The sequence below is a fragment of the Dyadobacter sp. 32 genome (genome assembly GCF_902506755.1).
In the GTDB taxonomy this organism is placed as follows: Bacteria; Bacteroidota; Bacteroidia; order Cytophagales; family Spirosomataceae; genus Dyadobacter.
The window spans coordinates 3,362,589-3,383,746 of sequence record NZ_LR735258.1 but is presented as its reverse complement, the minus strand read 5'-3'; the positions used below and the strand labels follow the sequence as shown (position 1 = coordinate 3,383,746).

Genomic DNA, 21,158 nt, shown 5'->3' with positions numbered 1-21,158 from the left:
CTCAATGGGAGCGAAGCCAAATTTGAAAAAATAATTTTAAATATGTGTACGAGCACTCCTTATAAATTGGATATTTTATAGTCGGGGTAGTTGTAATGTATAATTCATTGGCTGTTATTTGTACTGATTAATATAACATACACTTCAAAAATATCAGTACAAATATGTGTGGAATTGTTGCTTACGTTGGAGAAAGGGATGCTTATCCTTTAATTTTAAAAGGTTTAAAGCGATTAGAATACCGGGGTTATGACAGTTCTGGAGTTGCTCTGTTGCATCATTCCGAATTGAATATTTACAAGAAAAAGGGCAAAGTTTCGGAGCTGGAGGCCCAATATTCCGGTAAAGAACCCAGAGCGACCGTTGGTATCGGACATACCCGGTGGGCAACGCACGGTGAACCCAATGACAAAAATGCACATCCGCACCATTCCAACAACAGGAAACTTGCCATCATTCACAACGGTATTATTGAGAATTACGCATCCATTAAGAAGCAATTGCTTCAGAAGGGACACGTATTTCATAGTGACACCGATACGGAAGTGTTAATCCACTTCATAGAGGATATTCAGCACGAAACCGGTCATGGCCTTGAGGAGTCGGTCCGCCTGGCATTGAGGGAAGTGGTTGGTGCATATGCGATTGTTATCATTTCGGCGGATCATCCAGGTCAGCTGATCGCAGCCAGAAAGGGTAGTCCACTGGTGATAGGAATAGGAGAGAATGAGTTCTTTTTTGCCTCGGACGCCACACCGATTATTGAGTATACCAAAGATGTGGTATATCTGGATGATTATCAGGTGGCAGTGGTTCGGGAAGGTAAACTGAGTATTCAAAGTCTGGATAACCTCGTAACCATCCCCTATATTCAAAAACTGGAGATGGAGCTTGAAACTATCGAAAAGGGAGGTTATGATCATTTTATGATCAAGGAAATTTTCGAGCAGCCCCGATCTATTGCCGATAGTATGCGTGGCAGATTACGTGCTGGTGACGCACACCTTACTCTTGGTGGTCTGAATAGCTATTTGGATAAACTTGCGGAGGCCGATCGGATTGTGATTGTTGGGTGCGGAACATCCTGGCATGCAGGTTTGGTGGCTGAATACTTGTTTGAAGAGCTGGCGCGGATCAATGTAGAGGTTGAATATGCATCGGAGTTCAGGTATCGGAATCCCGTAATAGGGGATAAGGATGTGGTGATAGCCATTTCGCAATCTGGTGAAACGGCTGATACCTTGGCTGCCATTGAGCTGGCCAAATCGAAAGGGGCAACCATTTTCGGGGTTTGTAACGTGGTAGGATCCTCCATAGCACGTGCTACCGATGCGGGTGCCTACACCCATGCAGGCCCGGAGATCGGTGTTGCCAGTACCAAAGCATTTACCGCCCAGGTAACCGTGCTAACCTTGATTGCCATCGCCACGGCAAAGCGAAAAGGCACGATAACGGAGGATTCTTATCTCCAATTGTTGAATGAACTGGAAGGGATACCCGCAAAGGTCGAAAGGGTTTTTGAAAACGCTGCTAAAATAAAAGAGATCGCTTTTATTTTCACCTATGCACGAAATTTCATCTATCTCGGGCGAGGGTTGAATTTCCCAGTTGCGCTCGAAGGAGCACTCAAACTGAAAGAGATCTCTTATATACACGCAGAAGGGTATCCCGCGGCGGAGATGAAACACGGGCCTATTGCCCTTATTGACGAGGATATGCCCGTCGTTTTTCTGGCGACCAAAGACAGCTCCTATGAAAAAATAGTTTCTAATATTCAGGAAGTAAAAGCCAGAAAGGGTCGTGTGATTGCCATTGTGACCGAAGGTGATACGCTCATTCCATCCATGGTGGATTTTGTGATCGAAGTACCGGAGGTTCATGAAATCCTGACAGCTCTTGTTTCGGTTATTCCGTTGCAGCTATTGTCTTATTACATTGCCGTGATGAGAGGTCGTAATGTGGATCAACCCCGTAATCTGGCAAAGTCTGTCACAGTGGAGTAATGGTGAAGGTTTTGAGATAATAACAGTAGTTGTTCTTGTGGCGTAGTTTATGCCACAAGAATTTTTTGAATCCTTTTTCGTTATTTTTGCACGTATTACAATCCTGAGCACTCCACTACATGCTGAGATCTGCGATCTTCATCGTTTTCATTATTTGTACTTTCTCGTCCTGTGGCAATGAGCAGGCTTCTTACGTGCCAAAACCCAAGGGTTTTAACCGGATTGACCTGCCACCTCATCAATACCAGAATCTGGCCGAAAGTCATCCTTACACTTTTGCGTATTCCAGGTTCGCTGAGGTGTTGCCGGATACTTTCTCCACAGCCGGAAAAGACTGGTTATTTATTCATTATCCACAGTACAAAGCCAATATACAGCTCACTTACAAACCACTCGGTAACAATCCGAAATTTTTGCAGGAATATATCACCGATTCTTACAAACTGGCCGGTAAGCATCAGGTAAGGGCGTCTTCCATTCAGGAGCAACTTTTATTGACCAAAACCGGTCGTACGGCTACTATTTTCAAGATTGAGGGCGATGTGCCCAGTCCTTATCAGTTTTATACTACGGATAGTACCAATCATTTTTTGAGAGGAGCAATTTATTTTTCTACTGCTTCGAAAAATGATTCGCTGGCACCTGTTATCGAATTCATTCAGAAGGATATGATCCAACTTTTGAACACTTTGCAGTGGAGATAATATTGTAATTGGCGTTTGGAGTGAACGAAGGAACGCACTATCTTTGATTCTCACACGAAGAAATCCACCACAGGAATGGCAAGAAAGCAACCCAAAAATCAACTCCCTTTAGATTTTTCTGTAAGAGGAAATCGTATCGTTCTTCATTTGGGTCAGGTTGAAAGCCAGCGCGTTTCTGATCAGCTTTTTGATGGCCTGGTGAATGGAGAGTGGATGATTGAACCGGCGGGAGAGGTTGCCGATGTGTCGTACGCTCAGGATATTGTTCATCAGATCGGGCATAAGCTGCCTTATCCGGAAGGTATCAAAATTGCTCAGCTTCACAATGTAGATCCAATCTTCAAAGGATTTTCTGCCATTTACCGCCAAAAGGGGTGGGTTTTTGTGAATGCAGCATCGGAAATAAATGAGCGTAATTACCAGATTCACTTATTGACTGTTTCCCTGGGTTTGAATATGTCTTATCCCAATCCGGTTTCGCTTGCTTCACGTGCAGAGCAACTGATATTCGATGCACTTTTGCCTTATCGGGAGGTGGAGAGTTTCTTCCGTGACGACATTTCCAGTATACCAGGATTTCTTGCTTCCGATATTTCTAATTTCTTCAAGGTGCCGTTTCCAATGGTACTCAAAAGAGCACTTCAACTGAGTATCATTACCGATGAACAGTACCGAATCTTTATGACCGTAAAGCTAGGAGCGAAACCGCGGGAACTATTTGTTTCCAAAGACGGAAACATGGACGACCTGGAAGCTCAGCTATTTTCAAGGGATATGGAGGGCTGATTTCCCCAACCCCTTTATTTTACTTCCATATTACTCAGATCCGGTAGCGGGCTTACTGAGGTCCAGCCACCATCCACAACGAGGCTTTGGCCGGTGATGTGCCCCGAAAAGGGTGATAGCATAAATAGTGCTGCATGGGCAATATCTTCGCAAATGGCCGGTCTTCCCATGGGTGTGATTGCCGACCAGGTTTTGGGGTACGTCGGATCCTCCGCCAGCGTGCGCTCGGTGAGCGTAGCACCCGGCGCCACGGTATTGATCGTAATGCCATACGGAGACAGTTCAATGACCAGATTTTTAGCCAGCATTTCCAGTCCCGCCTTCGTCATGGCATAAGCACCTAAAAACTGATGCGCCTGGTGACCCACAACAGACGACATCAGTAGAATTCTGCCACCTGACTTCTGTTCCCTCATTTGTCGGGCGGCCGCCTGCGCTAACAGAAATGATCCCTCCAAATTGACATGGAGTACTTTCCTGAGACTTTCAGCCGGATACTCGAAAAAATCCCCAAAGAGTGTAATTCCGGCGTTGGCAACGGCAATGGTCAGCTTGCCAAAACACTTTACAGCCTCTTCAACCATTCCGTTGATTATCTCAGGATCGGAGGAATCTCCGGCAAAGGCAATGCACTCTCCTCCCTTGGCTCTGATTTCTTCAGCAGCATCCGTTGCCAGTTTTGGGTCAATGTCATTTAAAATGATCCCGGCTCCCTGATTTGCCAATTGCCGGGCAATTTCAAGACCGATCCCCTGACCGGCACCGGTGACAATAGCCACCTGATTGTGAAATAATGGGGTATTCATTTGGTAATGAGTTTGCTTAAATGGTGAGGGGCAAACCTGGTGATCCGCCCCTCAAAAATATGGACTTCTGCGCTTAGTGAGAATCTCTTGTGACTTTATCCCCGGATCCGCCTCTCAGGAAGTCAAGGTCGGCACCTTCATGGGCTTGGGTAACGTGGTTAATATGCAGATTCACATATCCCCGATTGTAACCCATATCCAAAGGAACCCATTCTGATCTGCGTATTTCGAGCTCTTCCGGTGATACCTCCAGATTTAAGGTCCTTTTTTCTACGTTCAGTTCAATATAGTCCCCATCGCGAACCAAGGCCAGCACACCACCTACCGCCGCCTCCGGCGATACATGTAAAACCACCGTGCCAAACCCGGTGCCACTCATTCTGCCATCCGAGATCCGGATCATGTCAATCACCCCTTTTGCCAGCAATTTCTTTGGAAGAGACATGTTGCCAACCTCCGGCATGCCGGGATAGCCCTTTGGCCCTACGTTCTTCAGTACCAATATGCTGTTTTCATCAACATCCAGGTCAGGATCATCCAGCCGTGCTTTGTAATCATCAATGTCTTCAAATACAACGGCTTTACCCCTGTGCTGCATGAGCTCGGGTTTCAAAGAAGCAGAGGGTTTTATGACTGCCCCATTTTCGCACAAATTCCCTCTTACTACCGCAAGACCTGTCAGCGTTTTGATAGGTTCGTCCAGTTTTCCAATCACGTTAGGATCAAAACATTCGGCAGAGTCACAATTTTCAGCGACCGTTTTTCCATTCGCTGTAATGATATCTTTGTGCAGGAGCGGAAGCATTTCTTTGATCACGACCGGTAAACCACCCGCGTAGTAGAAATCCTCCATAAAGTACCCCCCGGATGGCTGAAGATTCAACAGGAGTGGAATTTTGGCACAAAGGGCATTGAAATCATCCAGAGAAAGATCCACACCAATCCTTCCGGCTATGGCCAGAAGGTGTATTACAAAGTTGGTAGACCCTCCGATGGAAGCGTTCAGCATGATTGCATTCTCAAAAGCTTCCCTGGTTAAGATCTGCGACAAACGCAGATCCTCATGCACCATTTGTACAATGCGGCGACCCGAAAGGTGAGCCAATACTTTTCTGCGTGAATCGGCAGCCGGTATGGCTGCGTTTTCGGGAAGTGTGAGCCCCAGCGATTCCACCATGCACGCCATGGTCGACGCGGTGCCCATTACCGCACAATGCCCATCGCTTCGGCACATGCAGGCCTCGGCGGTCGTCAACTCGGCTTGGGAAATTTCTTCTTTTCTGTACATTTCACTGAATCGCCACACGTCGCTGGTGCCGATGGTTTTGCCCCGATACCTTCCAGTAAGCATGGGACCTCCCGAAACCACAATCGTTGGGATATTAACACTGGCTGCACCCATTACCAGGGACGGAGTCGTTTTGTCACACCCACAAAGCAATACGACGCCATCAATCGGATTGGCCCGTATGGATTCTTCCACATCCATACTGGCGAGGTTTCTGTATAGCATCGCGGTGGGCTTGATCAGTGTTTCGCCCAACGACATTACCGGAAACTCAAGGGGAAACCCGCCAGCTTCCCACACACCTCTTTTCACGGATTCGGCCAGTTCGCGGAAATGCCCGTTGCATGGTGTGAGTTCCGAAAATGTATTGCATATACCAATCACAGGGCGTCCTTCGAACTCATCGGCCGGATAACCCTGGTTTTTCATCCATGCTCTGTATATAAAGCCGTCCTTCCCCGACTTGCCAAACCAACCCTGGCTGCGTAGTTTATGTTCTTCCATTAGTCGCCATTTGTTTATATTTAAGAAGTAAAGGCAAATACAAGTAAAATATAATTCCGTCGGCCCTTTAAAAATAAAATACTGTATCTTCGTTAAACACATGTTGCCAGTCGTCTATGATTTCAGTACAAGGTTTTATATCATTTAGTCTCAAATCATTTTTCGTCGTTTTGTCCATTGCTGGTATTACCGCCCCTTCTTTTGCTCAGATCCACTCGGATTCGTTTATTGAAAAATTACTAAAAAAAAATCCGGATCGCTTCTCAAAGATTCTTAAAGATCATTCCAAATATGAAGTTCAGATTCTTTACACCAAAATAGACAGGAACAGAAAGGGCCAGCCGGACTTTTACACGCACGGGTATCGGGTGGATGCCTCTAAATACTTTTATCCCGCGAGTACGGTTAAGTTGCCAGCCATTGTGCTCGCATTCGAAAAACTGAATAAACTGGGAATTGATAAGTATACGCCTATGTTAACGGGCGCGTCTCGTCCGGAACAAACTGCGGTCGTGGTCGACACTACTGCTGAGAATGGCTTGCCTTCTGTGGCCCATTATGCGAAAAAGATATTGCTGGCAAGCGACAATGACGCTTTCAACAGGCTGTATGAGTTTATAGGACAGGAAGCATTTAACGATTCCCTGCACCGGAAGGGTTACAAAAATGTGCGAATCACCCATAGGCTGGAGTCCTCCATAGGCACTGAAAATAATCGATACACCAATCCGGTACGTTTCGAGGAGAATGGGAGCGTGATTTTTGAACAGCCCCAGCAGTTTTCACAAAAGGACTATCGTTCAGCCGTACCGCTGTTGAAGGGGAAAGGATATATGAAGGATGACGTTTTGGTAAATGAACCTTTTGACTTTACCGGGAAAAATTTCTTTGCATTGGAAGAACAGCACAAACTTCTTAAAGCCATTATGTTCCCGGAGTCGGTACCTGCCGGTGAACGGTTCAACCTCACCAAAGATGACTATTCGTTCCTTTATCAGTACATGTCTCAATTCCCCGTAGAAACGAGTTATCCGCAACATTATACAGATGATCTTTACGACGGCTATGTGAAATTTTTACTATTTGGCGGGAAAAAAAGCAGGTTGCCCAGGCACATCAGGTTGTTTAATAAATGCGGTGATGCTTACGGTTACATGTTGGATAATGCTTATGTAGCAGATTTTGAAAAGGGCATTGAATTTTTACTTACAGCGGTGATTTATTGCAATGAAGATGACATCCTCAATGACAATAAATATGATTATGAGGCCGTTGGTTTGCCCTTTATGGAAAATTTGGGGAAGGTAATATTTGAATACGAGTTAAACCGGAAGCGCTCCGATCGCCCTGATCTGAGTCGCTATGAGGTTGAATATGATAAGTAATTGAAAGCCTCAGGAGGCTTTGGCGGGGCGGGAAAACTGACACATGTAAATATTCAGCATGTGTCCTGCAATCAATAATCCGGATCCAACATATCCCAGCCAGGAAAAAATACCATGGTGATTTTCCATAATCAGAGAAATCGAAAAAACAGAAAGAGCTCCCCAGAGAAGAATCCGTAGCGGTAAAGATTTATGATCACGTGTTGCGTAATACACCGCTACGCCGTTGATCAAAATAAATAAATAATCCAGCGATACCAAGCCAACATTGGCGTGATGATTGTGTGCAAATGTCGATCCGAAAGCAAGTGCAGGCACCAGCAGGCAATGCACAATGCATAGCACCGATCCTAATATTCCGATGTAGTCTGCTTTACCGTGGTCGTGTGTATTTTTCATACTTAATGTAATAATGTTGCAAAACTAAGGGTATAATTTGTCAATTGCAACGGTGTTGCACTATTTTTCTCAAACTTTGGTTTTGGTTTTAGTGAAAGGATAAAGGGCAAAGCTGGATTTTCAATCATTCAGGACTTACCTTTGATACTTCGGGTTCAGCCTGATCATTCCTTTATGGAATATTTAAATGTTGGATATTATGGAACATCTCAGAGAGACCTTAAAAGAACACCATTTACGCACCACCACATGCCGCGAGGATGTTTTGTCGACTTTTATAAATAGAAAGAACGCTTTGTCGCATGGTGATCTGGAAAGTACATTGGGCGAGAACTACGATCGGGTAACGATCTATCGTACTTTAAAGACTTTTCTTGACAAGGGTATTATTCATAAAGTTCTTGATGACGAAGGCCTGCGCTATGCATTGTGCTCTGATCATTGCTCAGATGAAAAACACCAGCACGATCATGTGCATTTTAAATGTAATCAATGTGGCCAAACCAATTGTATCGAGAATTTACATATTCCGGCAGTGACACTACCAGCTGGTTATAAGCCGAGCGGGTTTAATTTGCTGATACAGGGTGTCTGTCCTGCATGCAACGTGTAGCCTGGTGCCCACGAAAATCTGCCTGGATTTTGGAACCTTACACAATGTAGAGTTGACCATTGACATTTTTTATGAGCCAAATTGCCACTTTAGGCGTAAGGAAACGTTGCGGCCAATATCATCGGTATAATACCGGAAGCGGTTTAAATAGTCGCGATAGACTGTGTTGAAGAGGTTCTGTACACTCATGCCAATTTCCAGAGAATTCTTCTCGGAAACAGCTATTTTGGTTCCAGCCTGCAAGTTCCACAAAGAGTAGGCCGATGGAGGCGGGGCAAAGTCACTGGATGCCGGTACGCGCCTTTGCTGTGCTACCAAAAGATTCCCTACGGATACAAATACATTGTTAAATGTCCGTATTTTCGGAATTACATATTTCAATTGATTGTCCAGCCTGTTGGGTGGAATCATGACCAGGTAACTTTCATTACGTTTATCGTAAACACGCAGATAGCTCAGTTTGCCTGTGAAAGTCATGTTTTTCAAAAACGCCCATCCCACCGACAAATCTACGCCCTTAAATACAGCATTCGTTTGTGTGTATTTGAAGTAAGGAAATGCACCTCTGATCGTCAGGATGGGTTCAGACTGGGGTTTTAGATAAATATAGTCGGCAATGTAATTGTAATACGCTCCCAGTTCTACGGTAAATTGGGTAGAGGCGTATTTGATACTGCCAATCGTATTCAGTGCTTTTTCTGGGGCCAGGGTGGAGTCGCCCTTTTCATAGGCCGCTGCACCATGGTGCACACCGTCGCTAAAGAGTTCACTGACATTCGGAGCGCGCCAGGCGGTTCCAAAATTGAGCCTTGCCGAGAAGTTACCTCCCAATTGTCGGGATACGCCGGCTGTTCCCGAAAAATTTGAAAAAGTGAAATCATTAGAGACTTTTAACCGGCTTACAATCCGATGCGTACTTAAAGTACGGTAGTCGTAACGTGCCCCGGCTTCGAGCTCCCAGTTATTTTTGACATAACGCTCAATCCAGAACAAGCCAATACTAAACTGGTTGAAATTCGGGATAAGCGGCCTTCCGTTCATCAGATTGAACTGATACAAGGAGCTAACGCCAAGCTGTCCTGCGATTTGTCCGGCAATGGGCTTGTGATCCCAGGCTATATCATTAGTCAAAGTACTTAATCGGAAGGTGAGTTCGGGGTGATTGAGCGCTGCGATGGAGTCATTACGTGGGCGATGCAAATCAAATTCATTCCGGTCGTTTAGCTGTTCAGCAATGGTCCACTGAATTCGGTTTCCATCATTGAAGTGGTAATGTGCTTCTGCCTTGATCAGGTTGTGTGTCACATTCTGGTTCGGGCGTTGGATTGCATAACTGAAACCCGATTTTACCAATGGTTCTCCGTTTTTGATCACATTCAGCAAATCTGTCAGACTGCCAATATGGGATCCGGAAAAGATGCCTATTTGCGTATCAAAGCGGCTGTAAAAAACATCGATCCCAAATCCTTTCTTACGGTAGCCTCCGGAAAGTGAAAAATTCCTTTCGCTTAGGCCGGTATTGTCGAGGAAATAGTTTGGTGTACTGATATTTCCGCCACGCTTTATGGTCCCCTGTGCGCGCCACCCAAAACCACCGAAACCTTTTATTCCGCCTTGTAAGGTTGCCGAAGCAACACCTTGCCGCCCGTTACTGAAACCTACTATGTTTACTTCGCCACTCATGGATTTACCGAAAGGGAGCTCTTCCGGGTCCACCAGGATTACCCCACCGATTGCATCTGAGCCATATCTCACGCCTGCTGCACCTTTTACAACAGATAACCGTGTGGCAACGAAGGGGTCAATCTCCGGGGCATGTTCGGAGCCCCACTGCTGTCCTTCCTGTCGTACACCATTGTTCATGATCAACACCCTGTTGCTGTGCATGCCGTGAATGATTGGCTTCGAAATGGACGAGCCGGTTTGCAAGGTTGTTACCCCGGTAATGCCAGAAAGACTTTCAGCAAGCGATTTACCGCGGCTCTGTTCCAGCTCGCTGCCACTTAGCGTGACGAGTGGCTGAGAAGATGGTGAATCGGTACGATGCGCGGTTATTTTAACGTCTTCCAGATGAACTTCCTGTTCTGCAAGGTCGAAATTTTCTACATGGCCTTCGGTCAGATCCAGTTTGTGGTGGTAAGTGCTGTAACCGACAATGCGGCATTCCAATTCGTATTTGCCCGGACATAAGTTGCTAATCTGGTATTGGCCTTTTTCGTTGGTGAACACGGCATTGTTCTGGCCTGAGATCAGCACCGCTGCCCCCACCACTGGCTGATGAGTATGCATGTCGGTTACCACGCCTTTTACAAAGCACTTGCACGATGGGTTCTGCGCTTTTACCAGCAGTATGGAATGAAATAGAAACAGGAGTAAAAAATATCTTTTCATCAGGTGAAAGAGAATCCGGTAGCCCAATGCTGCTCGATTTCCTTGGTGCTTATAGTTGAGCTTAATATCCGTATACCTGTAATCTGACTTGTTGCTGGTTACAAGAATGCAAATATATCGGTTGTGCAACTGTGTTGCAATTAATTTTTAATAATCTTGATTGGTCAGGATGATCAAAATAAACATAGCTCCTTCCTTCGTCATGTCCAGGAAAGATTGAACCCCATTGAATGGGCAGTGAAAAGGAAAAGTATGGTTGTTTTGGATAAAAGAAGTATGGGATATCTGAAAATGTGGCAGAATACAGCATTAGCGTGCTATGGAGGAACACAGTTAGACCGATATTGCTATGAAAGTACAATTTTTTGGTATTAAACTGGAAGTCTGTCGTTGGATTAACCGGTATGTTTGTATTTCAATAATATAACTATTTACAGAAAATTTAAAATCTTATAAATAAATTAACTTTGTTAACTCTTGGTTATGTTTATCCTAATCATCTATATTATTGTCCACAATGAAGATTTTATATAAAAAAGGGCTGGTATTCCTCTGCATGTTGTTTTTGTGGGGACACACTTGTGTAAGTGCCGATTTGAAAATCAATAATTTAAGGACTGAATATCTTACAAATCCGCTTGGTATAGATGTATTGGAGCCCAGGTTTAGCTGGGAACTGGCGTCAACGGTAAGGGGGCAGAGGCAGTCGGCTTACCAGATTGTCGTCAGCGCCGACTCGGTTGCCTTGTCCAGGGGCGCTGCCGAATTATGGGATTCAAAAAAGGTAGTCTCTGATCGGACAAGTCAGGTTATATATGCCGGTAAAAAACTGGCTTCCAGGCAAAAATGCTATTGGCGCGTTAAAGTTTGGGACGCCGCCAATCACGCCAGTGCGTGGAGCGAGATAGCCAGCTGGTCCATGGGCATGTTGCATAAAACGGACTGGCAGGCATTGTGGATAGGGGCGCCGGCCGAAATTATTCCAAATGAGAAGAAACACAATGCGCATTACGGCTTCCAATCCAATTTTGTCCCCAGTGAGCGGGATGCGAATCAATGGGTCTCATTAGATCTTGGCCAGGTACAGGAAATCCGTCAGATTAAGCTTTTCCCTGTCGATTATAAAAAACTGGCGAATGGTTATCTGTTTCCCAAGCAGTTCAGAATTGAGGTTTCCAATTCCCCGGATTTCAAAAATGCCAGAGTCATCGCAGACGAAAGTGCTAAGGATCTGATCAGGACCGGACTGGATCCGTACGTCAAAAACATTGGTACCGCAAAGGCCCGTTATGTCCGTGTAACAGTGAATAAGCTCGACAAAAATGAAGAAGGGAAACATGCATTTGCATTGGCCGAAATTGAAGTACTGAATGCAAAATCAGAAAACGTGGCACTCAAAAGTAAGGCTACGGCCGGTGCATTGTACGACGTTTACAAGCCATTCTCCTATGAGAACTGGATGCCTGACAGGCTAACCGATGGATTTTACAATGTGCATGCTTTCAAGCCGCTAAGCCTGCCGGTTCCGGCATCGCCGATGTTGCGCAAAACATTTGTAACGAACAAAAAAGTAAAAAGTGCAACACTTTATGCCAGTGCACTGGGGCTCTATGAGTTTCAGATCAATGGTAACAAGGCAGGGACTCAGGTGCTGGCACCCGAATGGACCGATTATCACAAGCGGGTTCAGTACCAGACTTACGATGTAACGTCATCGATTAGAAACGGTGTTAACGTCATAGGTGCGATGCTTGCCGACGGCTGGTACGCAGGCGCTGTATTCTCGCATCTTGAACGGGGACCTTATGGATTTGACAGGCGGCTTATCGGGCAGCTGGAAATCCGGTTTGAGGATGGCACCACATCCCGGATCGTAACAGACGGAACCTGGAAACTACTGGAAAATGGCCCGATCCAGTCGGCATCTATTTTTAACGGGGAAACTTTCAATGCTAAGCTATTCCCCAAAGACTGGATGAAGCCCAACTTTGACGATTCACATTGGAAGGCTGTAACCACCGATCGGAGCATTGATAAAACCTTAAGTGCGCAACGCAATGAGCCCATCAAAATTATAGAGGAGTTGAAACCCGTTAAAATCACGAAGGTGAAGGAGAATACCTACCTTTTTGATCTTGGACAAAATATCGCAGGCTGGGCGAACCTGAAACTGGACTATAATCCGGGTAGTGAAATTACTTTCCGACATGGCGAAATTTTGGATGACAAGGGGGCACTTTATGTAGAAAATCTCAGGAATGCCAAGCAGATTAACGTATACCTGCCCGGGGATGAGAGTTCGGTCAGCTACGAGCCAAGATTTACGTATCACGGCTTCAGATATGTAGAGGTTTCCGGTCTTACCAGGACGCCGGATTTGAATGCGCTTACAGGCAAGGTCGTAGCATCGGCGTCACCCCTGGCGGGAGGTTTTGAAAGCTCTTCATCGGATCTCAATAAATTGTGGACCAACATTTTATGGACCCAACGGGGCAACATGCATTCCGTTCCTACGGATTGCCCGCAGCGGGATGAACGTGCCGGATGGATGGGTGATGCCCAGGTTTTTGCGCAGACCTCCATTTATAATCTGGACATGGCTGCCTTTTATACCAAGTGGGTCAGGGATATCAGAGATTCGCAAAAGCCAGATGGACGGTATCCGGATTTTGCACCTCAATTGGGATACTGGACTAATTTTTACAATTCGCCGGGTTGGAGCGATGCAGGCGTAATACTTCCCTGGCGCATGTACGAGAATTATGGCGATAAGGAAATCCTTGCCAACCAGTACACATCCATGAAAACCTACATCCGGTTTATCCTCAAAATGAACCCTGATTTGCTGTGGAAAAATGGAAAGGGTAATATTTATGGAGACTGGCTGAATGGAAATACAATTATCTCCGATGACTATCCTAAGGAAGGTGGCAAGGTGCCGGACGACATTTATTCCACGGCTTTCTTTAAATATTCAACTGAAATTGTTGCCAAGACTGCTAAATTATTAGGACACGGTAAGGATCACCAGTTTTTTGATTCGCTTGCTACGGCGATAAAGGCCAGATTCATAGAACAATATGTGTCTGAGGATGGTACCGTGCAGGGTAACACACAGGCAGGATACGCGCTGGCTCTTGATTTTGACCTGATACCTGAAAGAAGCAAGAAGATGGCGGCGGCCAAAATGGTACAATCCCTTAAAGATTATGACTACCGGATTTCGACGGGGATACAGACCACCATCCGCTTAATGAATCAGTTGAGTGCGTTCGGCTATCATGATGTGGCATACAAGCTGATTGAAAGCCGCCGGTTTCCGTCATGGGTATTCTCTATTGATCAGGGAGCGACCACCATCTGGGAAAGGTGGGATGGTTATGTACCGGGCCGTGGTTTTCAGCGGGTAGGTATGAATTCCTTCAATCACTACGCCATCGGGGCCGTTGGGGAGTGGATGTACCGCAGCATATTGGGCATCAATACAGATTCCCCCGGCTATAAGCATTTTACTATTAAACCCATAATCGGTGGAAGCTTAACCTGGGCAAAGGGTTCCTATCATTCTATTGCCGGGAAAATTTCGGTAGACTGGAAAGCCGGGAAAGATGAATTTAAATTAAACGTTCAGATTCCGGCTAATACAACGGCCACCGTATATCTGCCCGCAGGTAAAGCCGTTCGTGAAAACGGACAAAACATTAGTGCAAACAAGAATTTTCGGGTTCTTGAAGCGAATAGTGAAGGTACTTCCTTGCTGGTGCAATCGGGGGATTATCAGTTCAGTGTAGCCTTGTAAGTAATTAATTTACCTAAACCCTGGCCTTCGTATCAAATGGTACGGAGGCTTACCTTAAAATTGGTTGGAGTGCCGGAAAAGAATGACCGGGCAGCGCGCTGGCTGGAGCAGTGCCGGAGATATAAATAAGAACACCGTTTATGTAAACCCGAATGGTACTTAAGCGCTTTTGCCCATGACCACTCATTTTGAACAAGGCATTTAATGTCAAGATGTAAAAAAGGCCATTTGCTGTTGATTATTCTGCTAATGTTCGCACAGGCCGGACAAGCGCAAACGGCTGTACATGTAGCGCTGTGTGACAACAGGATAAATCCGGTAGGTATTGACCCGAGAGATATGTTTTTTTCCTGGGAAATAAAATCCTCCAGACAGGCGGTGAGCCAAACAGGTTATCAGCTGGTGATGGCATCATCTCCTGAAAAGCTCCATGCAGGTGTGTTTGACATATGGAATACGGGTACGGTAAAAAGCAATAAAAGCATTCAGGTTTATTACAAAGGAAAAGAACTTTCACCCGGTCAAACTTATTTTTGGAAGGTCAGGATTTGGGACAATGATACAAAACCAACCGCATGGAGCGAAAATCAAAACTTCACCACGGGAATTTTTAAGGAAGAACACTGGCAAAATGCCCGCTGGATCGGGTTGGAAGATATGCCTGATTCGGAAAGAGTCGTTCCGTTTGTCCACATGTTGAACAAGTCCAGCGACAGTCGCATCAAGGCGAATGCTACTTCTCCGCTATTAAGAAAGGAATTTGTAGCCCATCAAAAAATCCAGAAAGCTTTGCTGTTTATCAGTGGTCTCGGGCATTACGAGGCTAGTTTAAATGGTAGAAAAATAGGTAAGTCTTTTCTGTCGCCAGGCTGGACGAGTTACGACAAAACCATTCTGTACAACACACACGACGTAACAAAGCAAATTCAGCAAGGGCCGAATGCGATAGGGGTGATGCTCGGAAACGGGTTTTATAATATTTCCCAGGAGCGGTATGTAAAAGGTGCAGGTGCTTTTGGTAAACCAAAAATGATAGCCATGCTGAAAATCACGTTTGCCGATGGCAGCTCCCAATACGTGGTTTCGGACCAAAGCTGGAAGGCGAGCCCCTCGCCTATAACATTCAACACGATCTATGGCGGTGAAGATTATGATGCACGTTTAGAACAGAAAGGTTGGAGCAGCGCTTCTTTTGATGACAAAAACTGGAAAACTGCGCGGGTGGTCACGTCTACATCGGGCAGGCTCCTACCTGAAATCGACTATCCGGTATTGTTTGTGGACTCGTTGAATGAGCAAAAAAAGAACACATTGAAAAATGGAGCTGTAGTTTATGATTTTGGGCAGAACGTTTCGGGAGTACCAAAAATAAAAGTAAAGGGCAAGGCCGGGCAAATCATCCGGATTACACCCTCTGAGCTGCTTGCGAAGGATGGGGATGTCAACCAGGCCGACGGAGTTACGCCACATTATTACACCTATACTTTAAAGGGCGACGGAGAGGAAATCTGGCAACCGAGATTTACTTATTTCGCTGTCAGGTATGTGAAGGTGGAAAGTCCTGGCGGTGTAAAATTGCCTGATGTTGTTAGCCTGAAATTACTTCATAACCGGAATAGTGCGCCGTCGAATGGTTCATTTTCTTGCTCCAATGCGCTTTTTAACAAAATTTGGTTGATGATTGACTGGGCTGTAAAAAGCAATCTGCAGAGTTATATTACGGATAATCCACAACGCGAAAAACTGAGCTGGCAGGGCGAGCAGAATTTTATGCGGACCGCTATCAATTACAATTATGATGTGTATAATCTGTATCGAAGCCTCATCCAGAATATGAAAGATGCCCAGCACCCGAGCGGTCTGGTGCCGGACATTGCGCCTGAATACATCAAATTCGACGGTCCTTTTGTCGACTCTCCCGAGTGGGGATCTACTGCCATTCTGGATACATGGTTTTTGTACGAAAGTTATGGAGATACGGCCATGATCCACAAAACTTATAACATGATGACCTGGTATGCGGATTTCCTCGGAACCCGGGCAGAATCACATTTGCTCAATTACGGTTTAGGCGACTGGCTGGATCTTGGAAATGTAACGCCTAAAGGGCTTACTGCGACTGCCTACTACTTTCATTGTGTGAAGGCATTGGGAAAAATGGCGCACCTTATCGGGAAAGAGGTAGATGCTCAAAAATACGATCACCTGGCAGATCAGATCAAGAATGCATTTAACAAAAAGTTCTTTCATGCCGAAACGAAAATCTATGCAAACGGGAGCCAGACAGCCATGGCTATGCCGCTGAGTATGGGAATCGTTCCGGATCAGTTTAAGGAGGAGGTACTTCAGAATCTGCTTAGGAACATCCGGACGCTCGATTCTAACCGACTGACGGCCGGCGATGTTGGGCACAAGTTTCTAGTGGAAGCATTGTATGAAAACCGACATCCTGAAACGCTGTTCGACATGACCAACCGTGATGATGTGCCGGGTTATGGCTACCTATTAAAAAAGGGCGCAACGGCACTCGTGGAGACCTGGGACGGAAGATCATCCCAGAATCAGCTGGCGATGGGCCATATTCTGGAGTGGTTTCACGGAGGTATCGCCGGAATTGGCCAAATGGAAAATTCGGTTGCTTTCAAACACATCCGGATTCGTCCGCAGCCCGTAGGAGATTTGACCCGTGCCAATGGAAGTTTTCATTCACCCTACGGGTGGATCAGAAGCAGCTGGACAAAATCAGCAAAGACATTTGTACTGACCGTCGAAATTCCGGCAAATAGCAAAGCTTCGGTATATGTTCCGGCCAGGGCTACCTCGAAAATAGGAATCAATGGAAAGGAGATTCAACACGGCATGTCGGACAGTAATACGGCAATGTTGGAACTCGGTTCAGGAAAATATCAGATAAAAGTTGAGTAAGCTACAATACATAAAATTGAATCATGAGAGGACTGAAAGACAAAGTAGTGATCATCACGGGCGGAATCGGTGATCTGGGATTTGCCACAGCAAAACGATTGTTCGAAGAAGGGTGTAAAGTCGCACTTTTTGATCTGAAGGAGACAGATTCCGGTCTGGCCGCGACCATCGACGCCCTGTACATCCAGGTGGACATCAGCAAGGAGGAAAATGTGAAGGCGGCTTGTGCAAGGGTAGAGCAGGAGCTCGGCCCGGCTCATGTGCTTATCAACACGGCTGTGGCCTTCGTCTTTAAAGGGATTGAAGCGTCAGAGGACGACTGGCGGAAAAGCAATGGTGTGAACATCGCCGGAACTTCGTTTGTTACCAAGCATACCGTGCCGCAAATGATCAAAAATGGAGGAGGCAGTATTATTAATTTCTCTTCCGTCAGCGGGTTTATCGGTCAGCGGAACTTTGCGACCTACAATGCGACGAAATTCGCAATCCGAGGACTTACCAAGTGCTGGGCCTTCGATCTTGCCGAACACAAAATCCGGGTGAATACGCTGTGTCCTGGCTATATCTATACGAGTGCTTTCGTTAATTCCTGTAAAGCGCTCAATCTGGATATCGAAGAGGAAAACAAACGGGCTTCGGAAATGCATTTGCTTAACCGGCAGGGGCATCCCGACGAGGTAGCTGCTGCGGCGGCTTTTCTGGCCAGCGACGATGCTTCGTTTATTACCGGTAGTGATTTATTGGTAGATGGTGGATATTTAGCAAAATAAAATATGAGATTAGTAGATCTTTCACACCCCATGGAGCATGGCCAGGATACCTTTCCTTCCGACCCCAAGCTTAGCATTGTTTCTCATGGAAACACCCGGACTTTAAAATACAACATCACCCAAATTGTGATGAGCTCTCACCAGGGAACACACCTGGATGCCATGTATCATTTTCTCGACGATGGTAAAACGCTGGATCAGATGCCACTTGAGTGGTTTTATGGCCCTGTGCACCTGCTTCGTATACCCAAGCATGCAAGGGAGGAAATAACAGTTGCGGATTTCCTGCCTTATGAAAATCTGCTGGTTCCCGAAGCCAAGATCATTTACGAAACGGGATGGTTCAGGAATTTTGGGAATGAAAATTTTTTCGAAGATTTCCCTTCATTGACCCAGGAGGCCAGTGCCTATCTGGCGGGAAGGAATATTCGAATGCTCGGCATGGACACACCGACTCCCAGCCGGGATTGGTACGAAGTGCACCATATTCTCCTGAAAAAGGAAATTGTGATTGTTGAAAGCCTTACTAATCTGGATCAGGTCCCGTCAGAATTTACATTTATTGGTTTTCCACTTAATCTGAAAGGCAGGGATGGCTCACCGATCAGAGCGGTGGCTCAGTTTTAAAAGTTTTATTCACATGAAAGCATTGTTTTATCCGGAGTATCAAAAACTTACGGTTGAAGAGAGGCCTTTGCCTGCCTTTTCTGAAAATGAGGTTTTGTTGAAGGTTCTCGCTTGCGGCATTTGTGGTAGTGAACTGGAAACATTTAAGAGTCAAAGCCCCCGTCGAGTGCCTCCGTTGGTCATGGGGCATGAGTTCTGCGGCATTATTGAGGCGGTTGGTGACCACGTCACCGGGTACCAGAAAGGAGATAGGGTGGCCAGCAACAGTGTAGTTTCCTGCGGCACCTGCGATCCGTGTATGAGGGGGCTCACTAATTTATGCCGTAATCGGCAGGTTTTTGGAATGCATCGCCCGGGAGCATTCGGGGCTTATGTCAATGTGCCCGCACAGGTGCTCGTACCGATGCCAGATAACACTAGTCCTGAGCAAGCCTGCATGACCGAGCCACTCGCAAATGGTATCCATATCGTAAACCTGACCAAACATCTGCATCCGAAAAAGGTTCTGGTCATAGGAGCAGGGCCCATAGGGCTGGTTACGCAGCAGGCGTTTCAGGCACTGCTGGGGATAGAAGTATATGTAGCAGATCTGAGGGCCGAGCGGCTGGATATAGCTGCCAAACTAGGCGCTACGGCTACCATTGATTCGGGTATATGCGATCTGGTAGCGGTTATCAATGAGTTTACGGAGCATGAAGGCATCGATCTTGTTGTGGACGCCGTAGGGACGGCACAAACCAACCAGCAGGCTTTGCAATGCATCCGGCCCGGCGGAGCAGTTGTACTCATCGGCCTTTACGAAAATTCTCAGCCTTATTTCACTTATGACATTATTTTATCAGAAAAGCAGGTGATAGGTACCTACGCAGCCACGCAAAAGGAAATCAAAGATTCGCTGGAGCTGATTGCATCCGGCAGGGTGGATGTTACATCCTGGATTCATTACTATTCGCTGGGTGATGGGGTAGCCGCTTTCAATGACATGCTATCAGCGAAGAACGGTCACATCAAATCGGTCCTTGTTTTTTAAATTTTATAAACCCCCTCTATTCAAAATTTCTAATCTGACCTCCTTTGAGATGGATACAAACACTAAAAAAATTGTAATTACCGATCATGGCTTTGCCAATATTGATCCCGAACGGTTGGTTCTGGAAAAGTCTGGCTTTGAGATCGTTGACGCACAGTGTAAAACGGAGGCGGAGCTTCTTGACGCAACGAAGGACGCTTTTGCAATCATTGTGCAATGGGCCCCAATTACCGAAAAAATTATACGGAACCTGGAAAATTGCAAATTGATCGTCCGCTACGGTATTGGTATCGATAATCTGGACCTGTTTGCTGCGAAAGAGAAACAGATTCCGGTTTGTAACGTGCCGGATTACTGTATCGACGAAGTTGCAGACCATACGATGTCTCTGGCACTGACGCTTCACCGGCAATTACCGGCCACTGATCAGAGGGTACGGGATGGGGTTTGGAAAATTATTCCCCCAGGCAATGTATCGGCCAGCAGAGATTCCCTTTTTACAACCCTGGGATTCGGTAGAATTGCACGTGCTGTGTTCAAAAGAGCAGCGGCTTTTAACTTCCGGCTTGCTTCTTATGATCCGTTCGTGAGTGAAGCGGAAATGTTGCAGTCGGGTGTGCAAAAGCTGTCTTTCGAGGAGGCCATTTCCGGGGCCGACATCCTTTCTCTGCATTTGCCACTTAACGAAACCACCAGCCACATTATCAAAAAGGAGACATTGAAGCAAATGAAGGGAAATGCGATCCTTGTCAACACCTCACGCGGAGGTTTAATCAATACGGTCGAACTTGCCCAAGCACTTCATGAAAACGAGATAGGCGCAGCAGGAATAGATGTTTTTGAGCAGGAACCGCTACAAAATGATCACCCGATATTGCTGGCCCCGAATATGTTGATCACTTCACATACAGCCTGGTACAGCAAGCGAAGTATTCCACTACTCCAGCAATATGCGGCGGAGGAAGTGCTAAGGGTAATTAATGGCGAGCCCTTGAAAAACAGGATTATTTAATATTAGCGTTGCCTGTCACGCAGCGATCCGGATTTCAGCTTCATGAACCTTTATCCCAAAATTTTAACAGAATCCTATCTGTTCTCAGCAAAGCCACAAAAGCTCAGATCTCACCG

Annotated in this window: 15 protein-coding genes; 11 read left to right on the top strand and 4 right to left on the bottom strand. The window is 46.0% G+C overall.

Annotation, left to right across the window (positions count from 1 at the left end):
• Positions 1–164: 164 nt before the first annotated feature.
• From glmS to DYADSP32_RS13795, 3 genes are all read left to right on the top strand, one after another.
• Entirely contained in the window at positions 165–2,003 is a 1,839-nt protein-coding gene (gene glmS / locus DYADSP32_RS13805; RefSeq protein WP_149242189.1) for a glutamine--fructose-6-phosphate transaminase (isomerizing), read from the top strand.
• A gap of 119 nt (positions 2,004–2,122) precedes the next feature.
• Positions 2,123–2,707, top strand: coding sequence for a gliding motility lipoprotein GldD (gldD, locus tag DYADSP32_RS13800; RefSeq protein ID WP_149242190.1), 585 nt, complete (start codon positions 2,123–2,125; stop codon positions 2,705–2,707).
• Between the two features lie 75 nt (positions 2,708–2,782).
• On the top strand, positions 2,783–3,493 hold the full coding sequence (locus tag DYADSP32_RS13795) for a hypothetical protein (protein WP_149242191.1): 711 nt from the start codon (positions 2,783–2,785) through the stop codon (positions 3,491–3,493).
• Between the two features lie 14 nt (positions 3,494–3,507).
• Here the strand turns inward: DYADSP32_RS13795 and DYADSP32_RS13790 are convergent, their stop codons facing one another.
• Positions 3,508–4,299, bottom strand: coding sequence for an SDR family oxidoreductase (locus DYADSP32_RS13790; protein WP_149242192.1), 792 nt, complete (start codon positions 4,297–4,299; stop codon positions 3,508–3,510).
• A 73-nt stretch (positions 4,300–4,372) separates the two neighbouring features.
• Positions 4,373–6,091 carry an IlvD/Edd family dehydratase gene (locus DYADSP32_RS13785; protein ID WP_149242193.1) on the bottom strand — a complete coding sequence of 573 codons (1,719 nt, stop codon included), beginning with the start codon at positions 6,089–6,091 and terminating at the stop codon, positions 4,373–4,375.
• Positions 6,092–6,207: 116 nt separating this feature from the next.
• Here DYADSP32_RS13785 and DYADSP32_RS13780 point away from each other — a divergent pair, with 116 nt between their 5' ends.
• Positions 6,208–7,476 carry a serine hydrolase gene (locus tag DYADSP32_RS13780; RefSeq protein WP_149242194.1) on the top strand — a complete coding sequence of 423 codons (1,269 nt, stop codon included), beginning with the start codon at positions 6,208–6,210 and terminating at the stop codon, positions 7,474–7,476.
• A 9-nt stretch (positions 7,477–7,485) separates the two neighbouring features.
• Here the strand turns inward: DYADSP32_RS13780 and DYADSP32_RS13775 are convergent, their stop codons facing one another.
• Complete coding sequence (locus DYADSP32_RS13775) at positions 7,486–7,875, bottom strand: MerC domain-containing protein (RefSeq protein ID WP_149242195.1); 390 nt, start codon at positions 7,873–7,875, stop codon at positions 7,486–7,488.
• Positions 7,876–8,074: 199 nt separating this feature from the next.
• On the opposite strand from DYADSP32_RS13775, the gene DYADSP32_RS13770 reads away from it, so the two are divergent.
• The gene (locus tag DYADSP32_RS13770) at positions 8,075–8,488 is read left to right on the top strand and encodes a Fur family transcriptional regulator (protein WP_149242196.1); all 414 of its coding nucleotides are present in this window, start codon (positions 8,075–8,077) and stop codon (positions 8,486–8,488) included.
• A gap of 69 nt (positions 8,489–8,557) precedes the next feature.
• Here DYADSP32_RS13770 and DYADSP32_RS13765 read toward each other — a convergent pair whose 3' ends face one another.
• Entirely contained in the window at positions 8,558–10,879 is a 2,322-nt protein-coding gene (locus DYADSP32_RS13765) for a TonB-dependent receptor (RefSeq protein WP_149242197.1), read from the bottom strand.
• Positions 10,880–11,396: 517 nt separating this feature from the next.
• On the opposite strand from DYADSP32_RS13765, the gene DYADSP32_RS13760 reads away from it, so the two are divergent.
• The 6 genes from DYADSP32_RS13760 to DYADSP32_RS13735 all read left to right on the top strand — a co-directional run bounded on the left by DYADSP32_RS13760 (position 11,397) and on the right by DYADSP32_RS13735 (position 21,042).
• On the top strand, positions 11,397–14,678 hold the full coding sequence (locus DYADSP32_RS13760; protein ID WP_149242198.1) for a family 78 glycoside hydrolase catalytic domain: 3,282 nt from the start codon (positions 11,397–11,399) through the stop codon (positions 14,676–14,678).
• Positions 14,679–14,882: 204 nt separating this feature from the next.
• Positions 14,883–17,603: a family 78 glycoside hydrolase catalytic domain gene (locus DYADSP32_RS13755; RefSeq protein WP_149242199.1), complete on the top strand. Its 2,721-nt coding sequence runs from the start codon at positions 14,883–14,885 to the stop codon at positions 17,601–17,603.
• A gap of 23 nt (positions 17,604–17,626) precedes the next feature.
• Positions 17,627–18,373: an SDR family oxidoreductase gene (locus DYADSP32_RS13750; protein ID WP_149242200.1), complete on the top strand. Its 747-nt coding sequence runs from the start codon at positions 17,627–17,629 to the stop codon at positions 18,371–18,373.
• Between the two features lie 3 nt (positions 18,374–18,376).
• Entirely contained in the window at positions 18,377–19,000 is a 624-nt protein-coding gene (locus DYADSP32_RS13745; RefSeq protein WP_149242201.1) for a cyclase family protein, read from the top strand.
• Positions 19,001–19,013: 13 nt separating this feature from the next.
• Positions 19,014–20,030 (top strand): zinc-dependent alcohol dehydrogenase, encoded by a 1,017-nt coding sequence (locus DYADSP32_RS13740; RefSeq protein ID WP_414617750.1) that lies wholly within the window; start codon positions 19,014–19,016, stop codon positions 20,028–20,030.
• 49 nt (positions 20,031–20,079) lie between these two features.
• A complete protein-coding gene (locus DYADSP32_RS13735; RefSeq protein ID WP_414617749.1) occupies positions 20,080–21,042 on the top strand; it encodes a C-terminal binding protein in 963 nt (320 codons plus the stop codon).
• Positions 21,043–21,158: the final 116 nt, after the last annotated feature.

Coding starts and splice junctions, on each gene's coding strand:
- DYADSP32_RS13755 (WP_149242199.1), top strand. CDS start 14,883: ATGTCAAGATGTAAAAAAGGCCATTTGCTGTTGATTATTCTGCTAATG.
- DYADSP32_RS13735 (WP_414617749.1), top strand. CDS start 20,080: ATGGATACAAACACTAAAAAAATTGTAATTACCGATCATGGCTTTGCC.
- DYADSP32_RS13785 (WP_149242193.1), bottom strand. CDS start 6,091: ATGGAAGAACATAAACTACGCAGCCAGGGTTGGTTTGGCAAGTCGGGG.
- DYADSP32_RS13760 (WP_149242198.1), top strand. CDS start 11,397: ATGAAGATTTTATATAAAAAAGGGCTGGTATTCCTCTGCATGTTGTTT.
- DYADSP32_RS13775 (WP_149242195.1), bottom strand. CDS start 7,875: ATGAAAAATACACACGACCACGGTAAAGCAGACTACATCGGAATATTA.
- gldD (WP_149242190.1), top strand. CDS start 2,123: ATGCTGAGATCTGCGATCTTCATCGTTTTCATTATTTGTACTTTCTCG.
- DYADSP32_RS13765 (WP_149242197.1), bottom strand. CDS start 10,879: ATGAAAAGATATTTTTTACTCCTGTTTCTATTTCATTCCATACTGCTG.
- DYADSP32_RS13750 (WP_149242200.1), top strand. CDS start 17,627: ATGAGAGGACTGAAAGACAAAGTAGTGATCATCACGGGCGGAATCGGT.
- DYADSP32_RS13790 (WP_149242192.1), bottom strand. CDS start 4,299: ATGAATACCCCATTATTTCACAATCAGGTGGCTATTGTCACCGGTGCC.
- DYADSP32_RS13770 (WP_149242196.1), top strand. CDS start 8,075: ATGGAACATCTCAGAGAGACCTTAAAAGAACACCATTTACGCACCACC.
- DYADSP32_RS13795 (WP_149242191.1), top strand. CDS start 2,783: ATGGCAAGAAAGCAACCCAAAAATCAACTCCCTTTAGATTTTTCTGTA.
- glmS (WP_149242189.1), top strand. CDS start 165: ATGTGTGGAATTGTTGCTTACGTTGGAGAAAGGGATGCTTATCCTTTA.
- DYADSP32_RS13740 (WP_414617750.1), top strand. CDS start 19,014: ATGAAAGCATTGTTTTATCCGGAGTATCAAAAACTTACGGTTGAAGAG.
- DYADSP32_RS13745 (WP_149242201.1), top strand. CDS start 18,377: ATGAGATTAGTAGATCTTTCACACCCCATGGAGCATGGCCAGGATACC.
- DYADSP32_RS13780 (WP_149242194.1), top strand. CDS start 6,208: ATGATTTCAGTACAAGGTTTTATATCATTTAGTCTCAAATCATTTTTC.